Raw genomic sequence first — 17,168 nt, 5'->3', positions numbered from 1 at the left:
GGTATGGCGAAGGTTGAAATTTATACACAAGCGGGTTGCCCATTTTGCGTGCAAGCTGTGGCGTTGTTGAAGCAGAAAGGTGTTCCATTTCAAGAGATCGACGCACCGCGAGGCACACCCGAGCGTGAAGAAGCGATTAAGCGTTCAGGTGGAGGGCAAACGGTTCCACAAATTTTTGTGGATGATCAGTCTCTTGGTGGGTGCCGCGAGTTGATGCAACTCGACCATGGTGGTGCTCTAGAGTTTCTATTGCAGCGCTCGTAGTCATGTTACGCTTTCTACACTATAGCGGCCTCATAATGTTGGTCGTCTGTGGCCTGGGAGGAATGTCTTCTCAGGCTTCTGCTGAGCCATCACAGTCATCTTCGACGGCTTCTCATCTGTCACGTCCTGAAGAGGGATTATGGCTTGTGAAAGAGAAAGATGGGATATTCCAGATCGGCCCGTGTGATGACCGGAAAGATCGGCTTTGTGGCTGGCTTGTCGGGATGGATTATACAGAAGCCGAGCCTGAGAAAGATGTCTGGGGACGTTCTGAGTGTGGTTTGCAAATCATTTCTGACATGAAACCTGTCGATAATGGGCGGTGGGATGGCCATATCCTAGACCCACATACTGGGCGTACGTATGACGCGCGTCTTTGGGTGGCAAAGAGTGGCCATCTGAAGCTGCTTGGTTATCTGGGGATTCCTATGTTTGGGCAGACGCAGACATGGAGCCGTTACCATGGTGCTTCGATCGGCCAGAAATGTCGCATGAAGCATGGATGAAGCTGGGTTGATGCTGCAACATTATGTGCATCTGGAACAAAATTACTTAACAGAGTAAACTAAATTTTACAGCGCCGTCTGAAGGGAGTTTCAGAGCGGGCATTTGGCACAAGGAGGGCATATATATTATGTCTCAGCATCTTTCTCGGCGTCATTTCTCTCTAGGCCTTGCAGGGCTAGGGGCAACGGCTTTGGCAGGCCCTGTTCGTGCAGCAGTTCCGCGTGAAGGCGAGGGTGAGTCTAAAACATTATGTTTCGTTGGTGGTTATACCCAGCATGGGCCTCCAGGTATTTCGGGCAATGGCGAAGGGATTGCAGTGTTCGAGATGGAGCGCGATACGGGTGTGCTCACTCTGATCACGACATTTATGGATATTCCAAGCCCTTCTTTTATTACTCTTACGAAAGACCGAAAGTTTTTATACGCTCTTAGTGAGATTAATGATTATAACGCTGAAGGTGATGGTTGTATTACCGCTTTTGCTGTTGATACGCGCACGGGAACTTTGGCTAAGATTAATACAGTGGGCTCCGGTGGCGCTGTGCCGGCACATTTAAGCATCCATCCTTCAGGGAAATATGTGCTCGTTGCGAACTATGTGGGGGGCTGTGTTTCGGTTATTCCGATTCGACATGACGGCTCTCTAGGGGAAGCGACGGATGTTGTGCATAATACAGGGCCGCGCCAGCCTGAGAGGGCAGAAGATAATCCGCAAGGTAATTTTGCTGTTTCAGATCACTCCAGTGCACATCCCCATATGATTGGGACAGATCCAAGTGGTCGTTTTGTTTTAGCAGACGATGCTGGGCTAGATCGCGTCTATGTATGGACATTAGATGAGAAGCGCGGAAAGCTCATTCCAGCGAAGAAACCATATTATAATATGACACCTGGTTCAGCGCCGCGGCATTTTGTTTTCGATCATAGCGGCCGCATGCTGTATAATTTGTGTGAGCAGAACTCTAAGGTCGTCGTTTCTAAATTTGATCCTAAAACAGGTGAAATTACGTTTATCCAGAGCGTGAGCACGGTGACATCTCACTTCCGTGGATCGACATTGGCGGCTGAAATTTTAATTTCTGAAAGCGGAAAATATATCTACGTTTCCAACCGTCTAGGTGATTCGTTGGCTGTTTTTGCTGTCGGGCAGGATGGAACTCTGATCTTGCAGGATGAAGTCTGGATGCATGCAGATTATGGACGTGCCATGATGTTTGATCCGAGTGGGAACTTCTTATTCTGTGCAAATCAGCGTTCTGATGTTGTTACAACCTTTCGTGTTGATCGTGATACAGGGAAGCCACGTTTTGTGCATAAATTCACGCCGGTGGGGAGCCCAACCACCTTTGCCTTTATGGTCACTGATGCGTAATATGGAGAAGGGGGCTGTAAAGCCCCTTTTTCACAAGGAAAGTTATTTTCAATCTTTTATAAATAACGCGATATAATTAACGCTTGTGTCTCGTGTGATGCGCCAACGCGGTGGAATGAAGGACATGCCGTTCAGTGCAATAAGGCGTAGCCCAGCTTGAGATGCCATAGCATCTAGATCGGCAGGGCGGATGAATTTTTTCCAATCATGCGTGCCAACAGGTAAAAGGCGCAGGAGGTATTCTGCTCCTAGTTTTGCCATGAGGAATGACCGTACCGTCCTGTTGAGTGTCGAGAGAGCGATGTAGCCCCCTGGGCGTGTTAAAGTTGCCAGCAAATGTAGAAATGCTTGTGGGTCTCGCACATGCTCAATAACTTCGAGAGCTGAAACAACGTCAAATTGATGTTTCTGATCAACGAGTTCTTCAGCGTTGCCTGCTTTATATGTCAATGATTGCGCTGAATGTGGGAGAGGAGCTTTTTTTTGATGCTCTTCAGCTGCTGAGATGGCCTCTGCGCTGGCATCGACGCCTAATGTTTTGAACCCTAGTTTTGCAAAGCTTTCGCTGGCTAGTCCGGCTCCACAGCCGATGTCTAGTAAGGAAGGGGGGGCTTCTGCTTGGAAGAAAGCACGAGGAATATGGTCTTTGACCCATGAGGTACGAAGAGGATTCATTGCGTGCAGTGGCGCCATGGGGCCGCGTGGATCCCACCATTGTTGGGCCAGTGCACTAAAATGATCAATTTCTTCATCCACAACTGAAGAACTGGATGGGGAATGCTCAGCGGATGTCATAGTCAGTCCTTATGCGTAGAATATGTGTTTTCTGCCACGTTTCATCTGGACGGGAAAGAGAGGGAACGGTATGTGGAGTGGGTATTTGCGTACTTATTCGCCTAAATTTATCGGAGCCAAAGGTCTAGATGTCCATGCCTGATTGTGTAGGAGGCGGTGATGGTGACACCGTTTTGCCAGCTGTGACACAAAAAACACCCCAAACGATTGTCATGAAGTTTGGTGGGACATCTGTTAAAGATCTAGACCGAATTCGTAGTGTCGCTCAAAAAGTTCAGACAGAACGTCGTAAAGGACGGCACGTTGCTGTTGTTGTGTCTGCAATGTCGGGCGTGACGAACCAAATGGTACAATATTGTCATGGGCTCGACCCAGAAGCGGATGCGTGTGAGTACGATGCCGTTGTTGCTTCGGGAGAACAGGTCACAAGTGGACTTCTAGCGATTGCGTTGGGCGCAATTGGTGTGCCTGCACGTTCATTTCAAGGTTGGCAGGTGCCGCTTTTGACCGATGAGGCTCACGGTTGTGCCGCTATTGAGCGTGTTGATGGGCGTGCCGTTAAAGAATGTCTGGAGCAAGGCATTGTTCCGGTGATGGCAGGGTTCCAAGGTGTTGATAAAGCACAGCGGATCGCCACTCTGGGTCGTGGGGGGTCTGATACATCAGCTGTTGCTTTGGCTGCGGCGATTGGAGCTGACCAGTGCGATATCTATACTGATGTTGACGGGATTTATACGACTGACCCACGGATTGTAAAACGCGCCAAGCGTTTGGAACGTATTACGTATGAGGAAATGCTGGAGCTAGCGTCAGTTGGTGCCAAAGTGTTGCAGACTCGTAGTGTTGGGCTTGCGATGCGTGAGAATGTGAAGGTGCGTGTTCTGTCGTCTTTCACAGAAACTGATGACAGCAGCGGCACACTTGTTGTGGAAGAGGATGATAGCGTGGAGAAAGAACTCGTCGCCGGGATTGCTTACTCGCAAGATGATGCGAAGATTACGATCCGTAACCTTCCGGATGAACCGGGTATTTCTGCAGCTATTTTTGGGCCATTGTCGGGTGCTGGTGTCAATGTAGATATGATTGTGCAAAGTATTGGTGTTGATCACAGCACGAATATGACTTTTACAGTCAGTAAAAAAGAAGAGGCACGTGCTTGTGCTTTGTTGGAAGGAATGAAATCAGAGATTCGCTATGGCGAACTCACAACCTCTCGCGATGTGGTTAAGATCAGCGTCGTTGGTGTCGGTATGCGTTCTAACACTGGTGTTGCGGCAAAGATGTTTCGTACATTAGCTGAACGAGGAATTAATATTCAGGTTATTTCCACGAGCGAGATTAAGATTTCTGTTTTAATTGATGCTGAATATACAGAATTGGCCATGCGTGCGTTGCACACAGCCTATGGATTAGACGCTAAGAAGGAAGATTAAGTTCATGACGGATATTGCCTCAACAGATGATGCGCAAGCACGTGAAACCCTTCAACGTCTATGGAAGCCAGGCTGTGACTTCTTAGGAAGTGAACTGGCCATTCTTGGCGGTGCGATGTCTTGGGTTAGTGAACGTAACCTGGTTTCGGCTATTTCTAATGCAGGCGGGTTTGGCGTTATTGCATGTGGCGCCATGTCTCCCGAGCGTTTAGAGGAAGAGATTGTCGCTACTCAAGCGCTGACTAAACGTCCTTTTGGCGTTAACCTGATTACCATGCATCCAGATTTGGATGCGCTGGTGAATGTATGTTTATCCCATAACGTTACTCACATTGTGCTTGCCGGGGGAGTACCAACAGGGGCGACTATCCGTCGTGTACGTGACGGTGGGGCGCGGGCGATTGGTTTTGCGCCAGCTCTAGCCTTAGGGCGTCGTCTTATTAAAATGGGGATTGAAGCACTCATTATTGAAGGCTCAGAGGCTGGTGGTCATGTAGGCCCCGTTTCGCTGAACGTGCTTGCTCAAGAAATTCTTCCCCACGTGACAGAAGTTCCGGTCTTCGTTGCGGGTGGATTGGGGCGAGGGGACGCTATTGTCTCTTATCTGGAGCAAGGGGCGGCAGGAGCGCAGCTTGGCACGCTTTTTGCAGCGTCTCAGGAAAGTATCGCCCATGAAAACTTCAAGGTCGCTTTCCGCCGAGGAAATGCGCGTGATGCAACCGTCTCTGTTCAGCTTGATGAGCGTTTCCCCGTTATTCCGGTGCGCGGTCTGGCTAATGCAGCAACCCGTCACTTCATGAAACATCAAGCCGAAATGTTGCGTCGTTTCCAGGCGGGCGATATTGAGCGTGAAGCCGCTCAGCTGGAGATTGAACATTTCTGGTCTGGGGCTTTGCGTCGGGCTGTTGTTGAAGGTGACGTTGATAACGGATCGCTCATGGCTGGGCAGTCTGTTGGGATGGTAAAGGAAATTAAACCTGTAGCTGATATTACTTCAATGCTCGTCGAACAGGCGGTTGCTGCGCTTAAGCGTCGTGAAGGGCGTGTTCATCCTCCAAAATAATGGTAGCCAAGAAACCATTTGGAGTGTTTAGCTAGAGTCAATAGGTCGATCTGACTGGTAAAGAGGGGTTCTGTCCGTGCCTGAGCTGCGTTCTGATAAGCAAGGTTCTGAGCAGTCAAGTATCGGCTTGATGTTAAAAGCGCGGCGTGAGCAGTTGCAATGGCCTCTGGAGGACATTGCAGAAAGTTTACGCCTGCGTTTATCAACACTTGAGGCTTTGGAGAGCGATGCTTATGACCAGCTCCCTGGGAGGACCTATGCACTTGGTTTCCTCAAAAGCTATGCGACGTATTTAGGTTTAGATGCCGAGCAGCTTATTGCCGCGCTTGATCGGCAGCGGCTTGCGCAAGCTGATCGTAAAGAAAGCCCATCATTTGCGTTACCACAGCCGCGAAACGAGCATGGTATGTCGATCGGTGTGCTCGTGAGCATTGGTGTAGTGGTCGTCGGTGTTGCTTACGCAGGTTGGTACCATTTTTCTAATCATGTCACATTGCCACATGTAACACCGCCAGCGGTTACGTCTGAGGAGAATGTATCGCCTTCCTCGTCTAATATGGCGAAAATGGGTGCGAATCCTGCTTCTCAACTTCCACCCGTGCCTTCTTCTGGCATGGAGGGAGAGCAGCATGATACGTTTACGCCCCCTCATGAAACAGCAGGACAGCAAGCCGATTTAACACCAGAACCTTCACCGCTTGGTGAGAAATCGAAGAGCGATCAGGAAGCGGGCACTAAGTTAACGCCACCCTCAGGAAATAATAGCTCAAATTTGGCTCAAAATGCAGAGGGGAATAATTCGCCGTTTGTAGCGAAGCCTGCGCAAGACGCACCTCATGTCGATTCACATCGTGAAACAGCACCCTCTGCTGGTAGTTCAGGAGCTGTTTCTGATGATCACACGGTAACGGTGGTTATGACGCAAGATAGTTGGGTGCAAATTAAAAATGCCCAGGGGAAAGTGGTGCAATCACGCTTGATGAAAAAGGGCGAGACTTGGCAGGGGCATGATGAGGAAGGGCCTTATCATCTTACAGCAGGCAATGCGGGCGGTGTCGTTGTGCAAGCCGGTTCTGTCACGAGTGCGCCATTAGGGCGAGAAGGGACAGTGCGGCATAACGTCACGTTGGCACCGCAAGACATCATAAATGGTCAATATGGTCATAGCGAAAACAGCCCGCAAACAGCTCATTGAGAGCAGAAATAATGTGATTGCATCATTCTTAATGAGGAAGGTGCTGGAACATTGCGGCATATCGCATTAAATAGACAACAGATTTGTTTATATCCGCTTAGTTTTATCATGAGTCCGAGGGTCGGGCTCAGAGAGGTTGTTCATGAGCAGTATTCGTCCTTATCAGCATATTGAGCGTCGCAAGTCGCGGAAGATTTACGTCGGCAATGTGGCCGTTGGTGGTGATGCCCCAGTATCTGTGCAAACCATGACCAATACGCTGACAACGGATATCGAAGGAACAATCGCTCAAATTCGTAAAGCTGAGCTTGCTGGTGTTGATATTGTGCGTGTTTCCTGCCCCGATGAGGCCAGCACGAAAGCGCTAAAAACCATCGTTGAAGAGGTGAATACGCCAATTGTTGCGGATATTCACTTCCATTATAAACGTGCGATTGAAGCGGCCGAGGCTGGGGCTGCGTGTCTTCGTATTAATCCAGGCAATATTGGTAAGGCGGAGCGTGTTCGCGAAGTCGTGAATGCTGCGCGTGATCATGGTTGTTCCATTCGTATTGGTGTGAATGCGGGTTCTCTTGAGAAGCATTTGCTGGAAAAATACGGTGAGCCAAACCCTGAAGCGCTCGTCGAAAGTGCGCTTGAGCATGCACGCATTTTGCAAGATCATGACTTTCATGAGTTCAAAATTAGCGTCAAAGCATCAGACGTATTCATGGCTGTTGCGGCTTATCAGCAGCTGGCTGAATGTTGTGACCATCCCCTTCATATTGGGATTACAGAAGCCGGCTCGAAGCGTGCAGGAACGGTGAAGTCAGCTCTTGGCCTAGGGAATTTGCTATGGGCTGGTGTGGGTGACACGATGCGTGTTTCTCTTTCAGCCCCTCCTGAAGAGGAAGTATTGGTCGGGTGGGATATTCTGAAATCCCTTGGTTTGCGCCATCGCGGTGTGAAAATTATTTCCTGCCCATCCTGTGCGCGTCAGGGCTTTAATGTGGTGGAAACGGTGCAAACTCTTGAGGAGCGCCTACAGCATATTAAAACACCGTTAACGCTTTCTATTATTGGTTGCGTGGTTAATGGGCCGGGTGAAGCGCTTATGACTGATATTGGTGTGACGGGCGGCGGCCAAGGGCGCCATATGGTCTATGCCGCTGGCAAGCAGGATCACACCATGGCAGCTGATGATATGGTCAACCATATTGTTGAGCTTGTTGAAAAGCGTGTGAGTGCTATTGAGGCGGCTAAGGCTGAAGGCGAGACAGCAAAAGTAATGGATCCGGCGGCACAATAATGGCACGTTTGCAACCTGTAAGAGGGACACATGATATTTTAGGCGATGACATGCTGCGTCATCGCCATATCGTTGAGACGGGACGGGTTATTTTTGCGCGTTATGGCTTTTCTGAGTGGGCGACACCAATCTTTGAAGAAACGCGCGTCTTTGCGCGTTCATTGGGCGAAACATCTGATGTTGTGTCTAAAGAGATGTATAGCTTTCAGGATCGCGGAGGTGAAAGCTTAACGCTCCGTCCCGAAGGAACGGCGAGCATTGCGCGTGCGCTGGTCTCGAATTCTTTGGCGCAGTCTTTGCCACAAAAGATCTTCTATCAAGGGCCGATGTTTCGTTATGAGCGCCCTCAAAAGGGACGGTACCGGCAGTTTCACCAAATTGGTGCGGAGCTGATTGGTGCAGAAGGTCCGCTGCGCGATGCTGAAACGATCGCCATGGCGCGTGATTTTTTGGTCTCTCTTGGTTTAGATGAGGGAATACGGCTTGAGCTGAACACGCTTGGGGATCTTTCTAGCCGCCTGGCATGGCGAGAAGCGCTGGTTGCGTATTTCCGTCAGCATGCAGACCAACTTTCAGAGGAAAGCCGCACGCGTCTTGAAGCTAATCCGTTGCGGATTTTGGACAGTAAGTCAGAGCAAGATCGTCGTTTATTAGCAGATGCGCCTGCTTTTGATGACTATCTCAATGATGAGTCCCGTCAGTTTTGGGACGAGCTGCGTGCGACATTAAAAGCCTTCGGGATCGCTTTCGTTGAAAATCCACGGATTGTTCGCGGACTTGATTATTACAGCCATACGGTTTTTGAGTTCGTGACCGATAAGCTTGGTGCTCAAGGGACTGTGCTGGCCGGTGGCCGTTATGAAGGTCTTGTGGAAGAAATGGGCGGCCCTGCTGTTCCTGCGATTGGTTGGGCAGCTGGGATTGAACGTTTAGCATCCTTGATTGAGCTGCCTGAGCAGAAGACAACGGGCATTGCGATCGTGCCTTTGGGCCAAGAGGCAACGTTGCAAGGGGCTGCCATCGCTCAGCGCTTACGTGATCGTGGCATGGTCGTGTCTATTGAAACCCGGGGTGCGATGAAGAAGCGTATGGATCGCATCGTTAAATCAGGGGCAACACATGTTGTGTTCCTTGGAGATGATGATTTGCAGCGTGAGGTTGTGCAGTTGCGTGATCTTTCAACGCGGGAGCAAAGTGAAGTCTCTGTTTCTGATATCGCAACTGTTTTGGAAAACGCATTGTCTGTATGAGTTCTGCTATTGACCATCGCCTGGAGCAGATTGTTGCTCGGTTTGAAGAGCTTCAAGCGCTTATGTCATCGACAGAAGGGGCGGGAGAGGATTTCGTGCGGCTGTCGCGTGAATATGCTTCACTCGAAGAACCTGTAGCGGCTATTCGAGTTTGGCAAGATGCCCTCTCTCGTCGTGATGATGCGCAGGCTTTGGTTGAAGACCCGGAATTTCGTGAACTGGCAGAAGGGGAGCTGCAAGAACTTAAGGAGCAGCTTCCCAGTCTTGAACATGCCATGCAGCTTGCGTTGCTTCCTAAAGATAAAGCCGATGAAGGCAGCGCTATTTTGGAAGTGCGTCCCGCTGCGGGAGGGGACGAAGCGGGCTTGTTTGCCGCGGAACTTTTTGAATCCTATCGCCGTTATGCCGAGAAGCGGGGCTGGCGTTTTGAGGTCATGTCGCTGACGGAAAATGAGGTGTCGGGTCTCAAAGAAGGGATCGCCACTATTTCTGGTAACGGGGTGTTTGCGCGCTTTAAGTATGAATCTGGTGTGCATCGTGTTCAACGCGTTCCGGCGACGGAAAATCAAGGGCGTATTCATACATCAACTGTGACGGTTGCGGTGCTTCCTGAGGCGGAAGAAGTGGACGTTGAGGTGCATGATGATGATTTGCGGATTGACGTCTATCGTGCATCAGGAGCTGGCGGACAGCATGTGAACAAGACCGAAAGTGCGGTTCGAATAACGCATATGCCGACAGGGCTTGTGGTCGCCATGCAGGAAGAGAAAAGTCAGCATCGCAACAAAGCGAAAGCGATGCAGATTTTGCGGGCACGGCTCTACGAGCAAGAGCGCCAGCGTGCTCATAATGATCGAGCCGCTAACCGTAAAGCGCAGGTCGGAACGGGGGATCGCTCAGAGCGTATCCGAACCTATAATTTCCCACAAAATCGGGTAACAGACCATCGTATCAACCTCACACTTTACAAAATTGCTTCCATCATGGGGGGGGATTTTGATGAAATCGTGGATGCGTTGACCCATCATGAGCAAATGGAGCTTTTGACCGAAACGTCCGTGCATTAAGTTCTTTTAGGAGTTGGACACTGTACAACGGTTGGAGTGGCCGTTTTTGTGGTCAGCAGAAGGATCGTTCTCGTCTTCGTCAACGAGAAAGAAGTCAGTGAAATTACGTGTTCCTACGGCTTCATAATGATGGCCATCGGGATGATGAAGCACACCGTCGCTGCTGACAATATGTGTTTCAGGATGACCATGACGCGTAATTGTGATGGTTCCGCAGAGACTATAGGAGACATTCTCGCGGCCAACAGGCAGAGCGATTGTAGCGTGTTCGATGGAATGATTCAGATCAAGGCGAAAAGTCGCGGCCAGATGGTCATTAATATAAAGATGGGAAATTTCAGAAATTTCGTCATGAGCACGACCGTCTGTGACGGTAAAGCTGCCTCCAACCAGTCCATCTGGGGGAGAGCTATTTTGCGCACGTGTAGGCGCTATGGTGAGCATGATCATGCAAAGAAGAGATAAATGATGGAGTCGTCTCATTATGGTTCATCCCAAACAATCGGAGGCACAATGAGCGCATCTGTATCACAGCGCAAGGATCTTCTTGTGCGGGAGGCTCTCTCTATCTTGCAGCAAGCGGGCGTGGAAGACGCTTCCAGAGAAGCGTACTTGCTCTTGGAATGGGTATTAAAAAAAGACCGTTTGGCGATGCTAAGCCTTCTAGAGGTGGGAGCTGAGGATGCTGCTCGTTATCGCCACGTTGTCCAACGACGAGCCAAGCGGGAGCCTTTTGCGTTTATTACAGGAGAGCAAGGCTTTTGGACGCTTGATCTATCAGTTTCCCCAGAGACGTTAATCCCAAGAGGAGATAGCGAAGCTTTGATTGAAGCGCTCCTTGAGTGCGGGCCTGAGCGGAACAAGGAGCTTTCGTTCTTAGATTTAGGGACTGGGACGGGGTGTTTGTTGTTAGCTGCTCTTGCTGAATATCCTCGGGCAATGGGGGTTGGTGTTGATATTGCGGAAGGTGCAGTTCGTCTTGCTCGTCATAATGCGCAGCGCAATGGGCTGGGTGAACGTGCGCGCTTTATGGTTGGCTCTTGGGCTGAGGGGATAACAGGGCCTTTTGATGTGATTTTGTCTAACCCGCCGTATATCGAACGTGATGTTGTCGCGCAGCTTATGCCCGAAGTAGAGCATTACGAACCACATCGTGCGCTTGATGGCGGAGATGACGGTTTGGAGGCTTATCGGCTTTTGTGCCAAGAGCTGCCACGCTTGTTGAGTGCAACAGGGTTAGCGATTTTTGAGCTGGGGATTGGGCAGGAAGAGGCTGTAACGCAACTGGCTGAATCTCAAGGATTACGCAAGTTGCGGTGCCATACTGATTTAGGCGGGGTTCCGCGTGCTCTGGTTTTAGCACGATCTTAGAAAACAGGTTGGCTTGTGAGAGTAGAATTGGTAGAACTGATTTGCATGAGGCGGGAGCAGAGCGTGAGCTCAGCGGAAAAATGTCCCAGCACGTGTGAGTATCCTCATCCCTACGTAGAAAATATTCTTTTGAACTGATGGAAGAGATCGGGGATGGGTTATTGTTTTGAGAAGCCATCGGAACGCAAATTACAGGTTAGAAGACTATGAAGCGTATGAGAAGCCGCCATCACCGTTCTGGAGGCGGTGGGGGAGCATCGCGTGGTAATAACGGTCAGATTCCTCTGAACCGGAATCATGTTTTTGAAAGTAATGGTCCGGATATACGCGTACGCGGAACGGCTCAGCAACTCTCGGAAAAATATCTTCAGCTCGGGCGGGATGCGACAGGTACAGGTGACCGTGTGCAGGCGGAAGCTTACTTTCAGCATGCTGAACATTATTTTCGTATTCTAAATGCGATGAATCAAGCAGCCCAGACCGCACAGCAAGAACGTGCAGAGCGCCAGCGTGCATACGAGCAAGGCCGGCAAGAGCGTCGTGAGCGTCGTGAAGAGCCGGGATCTGGGGATGTGGAAGAGCATGGGGCAGCTGACAGAGAGGCGCAGCCACCAGTGCAAGAAACGCCACGTCCACCGCGTGGGCGCCGCCCTAAAAATATTGAAGAACCATCAGCTGAGTAATGTGATTGGTTTTGAAGGAAGGGGGAAGTGTAGCTTCTCTCTTCTTTTGTGGTAGAGACAGAAGTACAGCCATTCCTACGATAAGGTAGGACTAATCTGCAAAATATCTATTTTTAGGGGAATATAAAGATGGTAGCGGCGGACGGATTTGAACCGCCGACCAAGGGATTATGATTCCCCTGCTCTACCACTGAGCTACGCCGCCATCTTTAAAATGCCGAACTTGTTGAAGTCCGTCGTTGAGTGGGTTTTTATGATATCTTTAAGGGGGTGTCAACCAAGGAAGTAAGAAGAATATTTCTATTTTTGGTTTATTTTTCCTAGAGACCCTGTCACTCTGCACCCCTAAAAATCCCGCCAACTGGAGAACTTTGTCGTTGTCGCAGCATTTTACCGGAATCTTGTTTGCGTTTAGCAATGCGTTATCGTGGCTTCCGGGATCGGTTGTCTCTGTGGTGATGCTGGTTATTGTAGGGCTGGCGGCCTATTATTTTGGGCAGGGAACGATCAGCCTACTCTTGAAAATACCCGGGACACGCAGTGTTGCGATGCTTCGGAATGTTGTGCATGCGCTGCGTCGTCCATCACGGATTATCGTCACGTTGCTTGCACTGTTAGCGGCCCTACCTGCAGCAACGGGTTTGTCTTTTGAGACAGAGCAAACGCTTCAGCTTGGTTTTCTTTTTGCGTTGATTTTGGTTGTCGGAACATCGGTGATCATCAGCTTGCGTTTGATGACAGAAGCGTATCTCGCTCGTTTAGCAAAGCGTGATTATGCTGATGACATTATGGTGCGTGCTCACCAAACGCAGATTAAGGTTCTGAGACGGCTTGGTGAGATTTTAATCGGGATTATTACTGTCGCATCAGCTTTGATGCTCTTCCCGTCTGTGAAACAATATGGGGTGTCGCTTTTTGCATCTGCTGGTGCGGCGTCGCTGGTTGTGGGTTTGTCTGCCCGTGGACTGCTGACGAACCTTATTGCTGGTGTGCAGATTGCTATTACTCAACCGATCCGTATGGAAGACCTCGTTATTATTAACGATGATTGGTGTTGGGTTGAGGAAATTACAGCAACCTATGTGGTGCTTCGTGTGTGGGATTGGCGACGCTATATTGTTCCTATCTCGTATTTTTTGGAAAATCGTTTTGAAAATTGGACACATAATTCTGAGGCCATTACAGGGCTCGTCGTGATGTGGCTCGATTTTGATGCACCTATGGAGGAAATACGAGAAGCGCTGCGAGAAATTGTCCGTGCTTGTCCTCTATGGGACGGGAAAATCTTCGATGTTCAAGTGTCGGATTTTGACCATAGCGCGATGAAAATCCGGATCACAGCGAGTGCCCGTAATGCGATGCAGAGCTGGGACTTGCGCTGTGATATTCGTGAAAAAGCGATCGCACGTATTCGCGAAGAATTTCCGCAAGCTCTACCACGGACGCGCATGTCTCTCGTGAAAGCAGGGGAGAGAATGGTTCCAGCCCCTGCACAAGAAACGGATGATGATATTCTGTCTCCACCCATCAAGCGTCCACCACCGGGAAGCTACACGGGGCCTCCTGATCGTAGCGGCGGAGCTTCCTCTTTCTAAAAAACGGTGTGTTGACGAGTTATTGGTTATGGCTCTTTATTTTGGGCCATAACCGAATTTTTTTTGCCGTAACATTGGTAGGTAAGCACACCAAGCGCAACATATGTGACGATCAGAATAAGGGGGATTGGGTTCCCCATTATAACAGCGTGAAACATATTGATGGTGAGTGGTAGAGCCATCAGGATACAGAAAACGATGCCCAATGTTGGCACAATACCAACCCATATGCCTTTAATCGTGAAACCGCCGAGAGGGACTTTAAAGGGGCGTGTTGCATCTGGTGCTTGATTGCGCTGCCAGATAACGGTGAAGCAGACAATTGCAAAAGCTAGAGCGGTGCCGATAGAGACAAGATCGCTGATAATATCAATCGGCATGGTTGCCGTCATGAAGCCGACGAGAGCCCCAATGATGAGTGTACCTAGCCAAGGCGTGCGGAATTTGGGATGAATACGGCTGAATATTTCAGGGATAAGGCGGTCTCGTCCCACTGTCAGAAGAACGCGCGTTTGCCCATACATGAGGCCAAGAAGAACGGAGCAAAGGCCAATCGTAGCACCTGAATTGACAAGAAGGGCTAGCCACGGCTTGTGCATGGTTTTTGTGGCTATAGCCAAAGGGTCTGCCACGTTGAGGCTACGATAGGGGACAATACCCAGAAGGACAGCAGCAACGGCAACATAAATAATGGTGCATATAACAAGGCTGCCGATAATCCCGATGGGAATATCTCGTGTTGGATTGCGTGCCTCGGCAGAGGCAGTAGAGACGGCCTCAAACCCAGCATAAGCAAAAAACATAATAGAAGCCGCACGGAAAATGCCGGTGATGCCGTAATGAAAGTTTCCTTCAGACGGAGGAATAAAAGGGTGCCAGTTAGCAGGATTAACAAAGCTGACGCCCATGATGAGAAATAGCAACAATACTCCCACTTTCAAACCGACGACGACCGTATTAAAGCGAGCTGATTCTTCCACGCCTCGCACAAGAAGGGCTGTAACGGCGCATACTGCAAGGAGACCAACAAGGTCTATCTGCCAATGATAGGTAAGAACGGTATCGTCCCCACCGGGGAGCGGCTGGAGTGTTGAGTGGGTAAGAAAAGCAGGGATATGGAGGTTGAATGTATCAAGGAGTGATGTGAGATACCCCGATAAACCTGAGGCGACCCCTGTGCAAGAAATGCCGTATTCCAACAACAGAAGCCAGCCAACTGTCCAAGCGGCTTTTTCCCCCATGGAGATATAGGCGTAGGAATAGGCCGAGCCAGAAACAGGGAAAGAGGAGGCAAGCTCGCCATAACATAGAGCGGTAAAGAGGCAGGCGGCTGCTGCAATTAAAAACGATAGTAGAATAGAGGGGCCAGCATAATTGGCTGCCGCTGTCCCCGTCATGACGTAAACACCGGCCCCAACGGTCGTGCCTACACCCATAAAGAGAAGTTGCGTGGCGGTAAGGCTGCGCTTGAGGGGGTGGTTGTTGTTTTCCGCCGCAATATGTTCCAGAGTTTTCCGGCGACTGTTCTGGGAAGGGGCAGGGCTGGTCATGGATTTTAGGTGCTGTCTCATAAAGCGGTGAGCCATAAAGGCGTAGAAAGCCTTGTCTCATGGCGCAGTCTTGTCGTTCTGTAAATGGCCTAGAGAGTATTGAGCAGGCGATTCTATGCGCGAAAGATTCTATCTATCACGTTTTTAAGAACGGTGTTGTGAGGCCATGAGAGAATGCTTTCTTCCGTAAAGAATGTAGGTTCCGGCCCCTAAAGCGAGGTAGATCAGTAAGATCAGAAGAGGGATGGGGTTTCCGGTTAAAATGGCATGAGCCATGTTTAAAAACAAAGGGGCAATCATCACAAAGCAGCAGAAGATTCCTAAGGATGGGACGGTGCCAAGCCAAAAACCTTTGATGCGGATTCCACCTAAGGGAACACGGAAGGGACGTGGGGTATTAGGTGCGTAATTACGTTGCCAGATCACGGTAAAACAGACCATCGCAAAAGCAAGTGTCGTGCCGATACAGAGTAGATCCCCAATCAGGGCGATGGGGAGGGTTGCGGTCATGCTTCCCATGATGAGGCTGAGTACCATTGTGCCGCGCCATGGCGTTTTGAGGCGTGGATGGATATGGCAAAATAGACGCGGAATAAGCCCATCATTCCCAATGGTAAGCAGAACGCGTGATGCAGCATAGAGCAGTCCGAGCAAAACAGAGCAAAGGCCGATGGTTGCTCCTGTGTTCACGAAGAGAGCGAGCCAAGGTTTGCCCATGACTTTGGTGGCAACAGCAAGCGGGTCAGCAACATCAAGATCGTGATAAGGGACAATCCCGAGCAACACAGCAGCGATGGCACAGTAAATGAGTGTGCAGATAATGAGACTGCCAATAATGCCAATCGGAACGTCTCGTGTGGGATTGCGTGCTTCTGCTGAAGCTGTTGAGACGATTTCAAAACCACCATAGGCGAAGAAGATAATCGACGCAGCGCGAAAAACCCCAGCAATGCCGAAGTGAAAATTCCCCTGGGAAGGGGGAATGAAAGGGTGCCAATAAGCAGGGTGGATAGCGCTTAGGCCTATGATGAAGAAAAGACCTAATACACCGACCTTGAGCGCGACGAGTAGGCTATTAAAACGCGATGACCCTTCATTTCCACGAGCGAGAAGCGTCCCCATAATCATAACTACTATGAAGCCGACAAGATTGAGCCCATGATGGACTGTAAGAGCACTGCCATGAGAGCCGGGACGAGGTTGAAGGGTGGATTGCGTGACGATAGGGGAGAGATGGATGTGACAGGTTTCCAATAAGGAGACGAGATATCCTGATAGACCAGACGCAACCGCCGTCCCTGCGACGCTATATTCTAGTAAAATAAGCCATCCGACAGCCCAAGCTGCTTTTTCACCCATGGAAAGATATGCGTAGGAATAGGCCGATCCAGAGACAGGAAAGGAGGAGGCCAGCTCTCCATAACAAAAGGCTGTAAATAGACAGGCTGCAGCGGCAATGAGAAATGAAAGGAGAACGGCGGGCCCAGCATATTCGGCAGCGGCTGTGCCTGTCATGACATAAACGCCTGCTCCAACTGTGGTGCCGACCCCCATGACCAGTAATTGAATGGCAGTGAGGTTGCGTTTAAGCCCTTGTGAGGCAGTCGTCCCTTCTATTTGCTCCATTGTTTTGCGGCGTGATGATGAAGAGCGAGAGGAGCTATGGGGAGCAGTCATTGGGGCATCGCTTTACGATAAAATAATTCGAAATCGAAAGATATAAGACACTCATGCC

Annotated in this window: 16 protein-coding genes and 1 tRNA gene; 12 read left to right on the top strand and 5 right to left on the bottom strand. The window is 49.9% G+C overall.

What is annotated here, in order from left to right:
• Positions 1-3: 3 nt before the first annotated feature.
• From grxC to F457_RS0102795, 3 genes are all read left to right on the top strand, one after another.
• A complete protein-coding gene (grxC, locus tag F457_RS0102805) occupies positions 4-264 on the top strand; it encodes a glutaredoxin 3 (RefSeq protein ID WP_018979616.1) in 261 nt (86 codons plus the stop codon).
• 62 nt (positions 265-326) lie between these two features.
• Entirely contained in the window at positions 327-770 is a 444-nt protein-coding gene (locus F457_RS0102800) for a DUF2147 domain-containing protein (RefSeq protein ID WP_018979615.1), read from the top strand.
• Between the two features lie 128 nt (positions 771-898).
• Positions 899-2,143 carry a lactonase family protein gene (locus F457_RS0102795; protein WP_018979614.1) on the top strand — a complete coding sequence of 415 codons (1,245 nt, stop codon included), beginning with the start codon at positions 899-901 and terminating at the stop codon, positions 2,141-2,143.
• Between the two features lie 48 nt (positions 2,144-2,191).
• Here F457_RS0102795 and ubiG read toward each other — a convergent pair whose 3' ends face one another.
• Positions 2,192-2,938, bottom strand: coding sequence for a bifunctional 2-polyprenyl-6-hydroxyphenol methylase/3-demethylubiquinol 3-O-methyltransferase UbiG (gene ubiG, locus F457_RS0102790; protein WP_018979613.1), 747 nt, complete (start codon positions 2,936-2,938; stop codon positions 2,192-2,194).
• A 128-nt stretch (positions 2,939-3,066) separates the two neighbouring features.
• Between ubiG and F457_RS0102785 the strand changes: the two genes are divergently transcribed.
• The 6 genes from F457_RS0102785 to prfA all read left to right on the top strand — a co-directional run bounded on the left by F457_RS0102785 (position 3,067) and on the right by prfA (position 10,234).
• Positions 3,067-4,371, top strand: coding sequence for an aspartate kinase (locus F457_RS0102785; RefSeq protein ID WP_018979612.1), 1,305 nt, complete (start codon positions 3,067-3,069; stop codon positions 4,369-4,371).
• A gap of 4 nt (positions 4,372-4,375) precedes the next feature.
• A complete protein-coding gene (locus tag F457_RS0102780; protein WP_018979611.1) occupies positions 4,376-5,434 on the top strand; it encodes an NAD(P)H-dependent flavin oxidoreductase in 1,059 nt (352 codons plus the stop codon).
• Positions 5,435-5,510: 76 nt separating this feature from the next.
• On the top strand, positions 5,511-6,629 hold the full coding sequence (locus F457_RS0102775) for a helix-turn-helix domain-containing protein (RefSeq protein ID WP_018979610.1): 1,119 nt from the start codon (positions 5,511-5,513) through the stop codon (positions 6,627-6,629).
• 142 nt (positions 6,630-6,771) lie between these two features.
• Positions 6,772-7,917 (top strand): flavodoxin-dependent (E)-4-hydroxy-3-methylbut-2-enyl-diphosphate synthase, encoded by a 1,146-nt coding sequence (gene ispG / locus F457_RS0102770; protein ID WP_018979609.1) that lies wholly within the window; start codon positions 6,772-6,774, stop codon positions 7,915-7,917.
• Positions 7,917-9,167, top strand: a complete 1,251-nt coding sequence (gene hisS / locus F457_RS0102765) for a histidine--tRNA ligase (RefSeq protein WP_018979608.1) — start codon at positions 7,917-7,919, stop codon at positions 9,165-9,167. The genes ispG and hisS overlap by 1 nt, the downstream gene beginning before the upstream one ends.
• A complete protein-coding gene (prfA, locus tag F457_RS0102760) occupies positions 9,164-10,234 on the top strand; it encodes a peptide chain release factor 1 (RefSeq protein ID WP_018979607.1) in 1,071 nt (356 codons plus the stop codon). Before hisS ends, prfA begins: the two co-directional genes overlap by 4 nt.
• A 6-nt stretch (positions 10,235-10,240) precedes the next feature.
• Here the strand turns inward: prfA and F457_RS0102755 are convergent, their stop codons facing one another.
• Complete coding sequence (locus tag F457_RS0102755; RefSeq protein ID WP_026294124.1) at positions 10,241-10,717, bottom strand: hypothetical protein; 477 nt, start codon at positions 10,715-10,717, stop codon at positions 10,241-10,243.
• A gap of 30 nt (positions 10,718-10,747) precedes the next feature.
• Here F457_RS0102755 and prmC point away from each other — a divergent pair, with 30 nt between their 5' ends.
• Together prmC and F457_RS0102745 are read left to right on the top strand one after the other, a co-directional pair.
• On the top strand, positions 10,748-11,605 hold the full coding sequence (gene prmC / locus F457_RS0102750) for a peptide chain release factor N(5)-glutamine methyltransferase (protein WP_026294123.1): 858 nt from the start codon (positions 10,748-10,750) through the stop codon (positions 11,603-11,605).
• A 206-nt stretch (positions 11,606-11,811) separates the two neighbouring features.
• Entirely contained in the window at positions 11,812-12,288 is a 477-nt protein-coding gene (locus tag F457_RS0102745; RefSeq protein ID WP_018979604.1) for a DUF4167 domain-containing protein, read from the top strand.
• Positions 12,289-12,418: 130 nt separating this feature from the next.
• Here the strand turns inward: F457_RS0102745 and F457_RS0102740 are convergent.
• Positions 12,419-12,493, bottom strand: a tRNA-Met gene (locus F457_RS0102740).
• A 172-nt stretch (positions 12,494-12,665) separates the two neighbouring features.
• Between F457_RS0102740 and F457_RS0102735 the strand changes: the two genes are divergently transcribed.
• On the top strand, positions 12,666-13,883 hold the full coding sequence (locus tag F457_RS0102735) for a mechanosensitive ion channel family protein (RefSeq protein ID WP_018979603.1): 1,218 nt from the start codon (positions 12,666-12,668) through the stop codon (positions 13,881-13,883).
• Positions 13,884-13,909: 26 nt separating this feature from the next.
• Here F457_RS0102735 and F457_RS0102730 read toward each other — a convergent pair whose 3' ends face one another.
• Both F457_RS0102730 and F457_RS0102725 read right to left on the bottom strand, forming a co-directional pair.
• Complete coding sequence (locus tag F457_RS0102730; RefSeq protein WP_018979602.1) at positions 13,910-15,433, bottom strand: APC family permease; 1,524 nt, start codon at positions 15,431-15,433, stop codon at positions 13,910-13,912.
• A gap of 144 nt (positions 15,434-15,577) precedes the next feature.
• Positions 15,578-17,110: an APC family permease gene (locus F457_RS0102725; RefSeq protein WP_018979601.1), complete on the bottom strand. Its 1,533-nt coding sequence runs from the start codon at positions 17,108-17,110 to the stop codon at positions 15,578-15,580.
• Between the last annotated feature and the right edge of the window lie 58 nt (positions 17,111-17,168).

This window comes from Saccharibacter floricola DSM 15669 (assembly GCF_000378165.1).
GTDB lineage: Bacteria > Pseudomonadota > Alphaproteobacteria > Acetobacterales > Acetobacteraceae > Saccharibacter > Saccharibacter floricola.
Note: the sequence above shows the minus strand (reverse complement) of the source record. Positions and strands in the feature narration are given on the sequence as shown.

Coding starts and splice junctions, on each gene's coding strand:
- grxC (WP_018979616.1), top strand. CDS start 4: ATGGCGAAGGTTGAAATTTATACACAAGCGGGTTGCCCATTTTGCGTG.
- F457_RS0102800 (WP_018979615.1), top strand. CDS start 327: ATGTCTTCTCAGGCTTCTGCTGAGCCATCACAGTCATCTTCGACGGCT.
- F457_RS0102795 (WP_018979614.1), top strand. CDS start 899: ATGTCTCAGCATCTTTCTCGGCGTCATTTCTCTCTAGGCCTTGCAGGG.
- ubiG (WP_018979613.1), bottom strand. CDS start 2,938: ATGACATCCGCTGAGCATTCCCCATCCAGTTCTTCAGTTGTGGATGAA.
- F457_RS0102785 (WP_018979612.1), top strand. CDS start 3,067: ATGTCCATGCCTGATTGTGTAGGAGGCGGTGATGGTGACACCGTTTTG.
- F457_RS0102780 (WP_018979611.1), top strand. CDS start 4,376: ATGACGGATATTGCCTCAACAGATGATGCGCAAGCACGTGAAACCCTT.
- ispG (WP_018979609.1), top strand. CDS start 6,772: ATGAGCAGTATTCGTCCTTATCAGCATATTGAGCGTCGCAAGTCGCGG.
- hisS (WP_018979608.1), top strand. CDS start 7,917: ATGGCACGTTTGCAACCTGTAAGAGGGACACATGATATTTTAGGCGAT.
- prfA (WP_018979607.1), top strand. CDS start 9,164: ATGAGTTCTGCTATTGACCATCGCCTGGAGCAGATTGTTGCTCGGTTT.
- F457_RS0102755 (WP_026294124.1), bottom strand. CDS start 10,717: ATGAGACGACTCCATCATTTATCTCTTCTTTGCATGATCATGCTCACC.
- prmC (WP_026294123.1), top strand. CDS start 10,748: ATGAGCGCATCTGTATCACAGCGCAAGGATCTTCTTGTGCGGGAGGCT.
- F457_RS0102745 (WP_018979604.1), top strand. CDS start 11,812: ATGAAGCGTATGAGAAGCCGCCATCACCGTTCTGGAGGCGGTGGGGGA.
- F457_RS0102730 (WP_018979602.1), bottom strand. CDS start 15,433: ATGACCAGCCCTGCCCCTTCCCAGAACAGTCGCCGGAAAACTCTGGAA.
- F457_RS0102725 (WP_018979601.1), bottom strand. CDS start 17,110: ATGACTGCTCCCCATAGCTCCTCTCGCTCTTCATCATCACGCCGCAAA.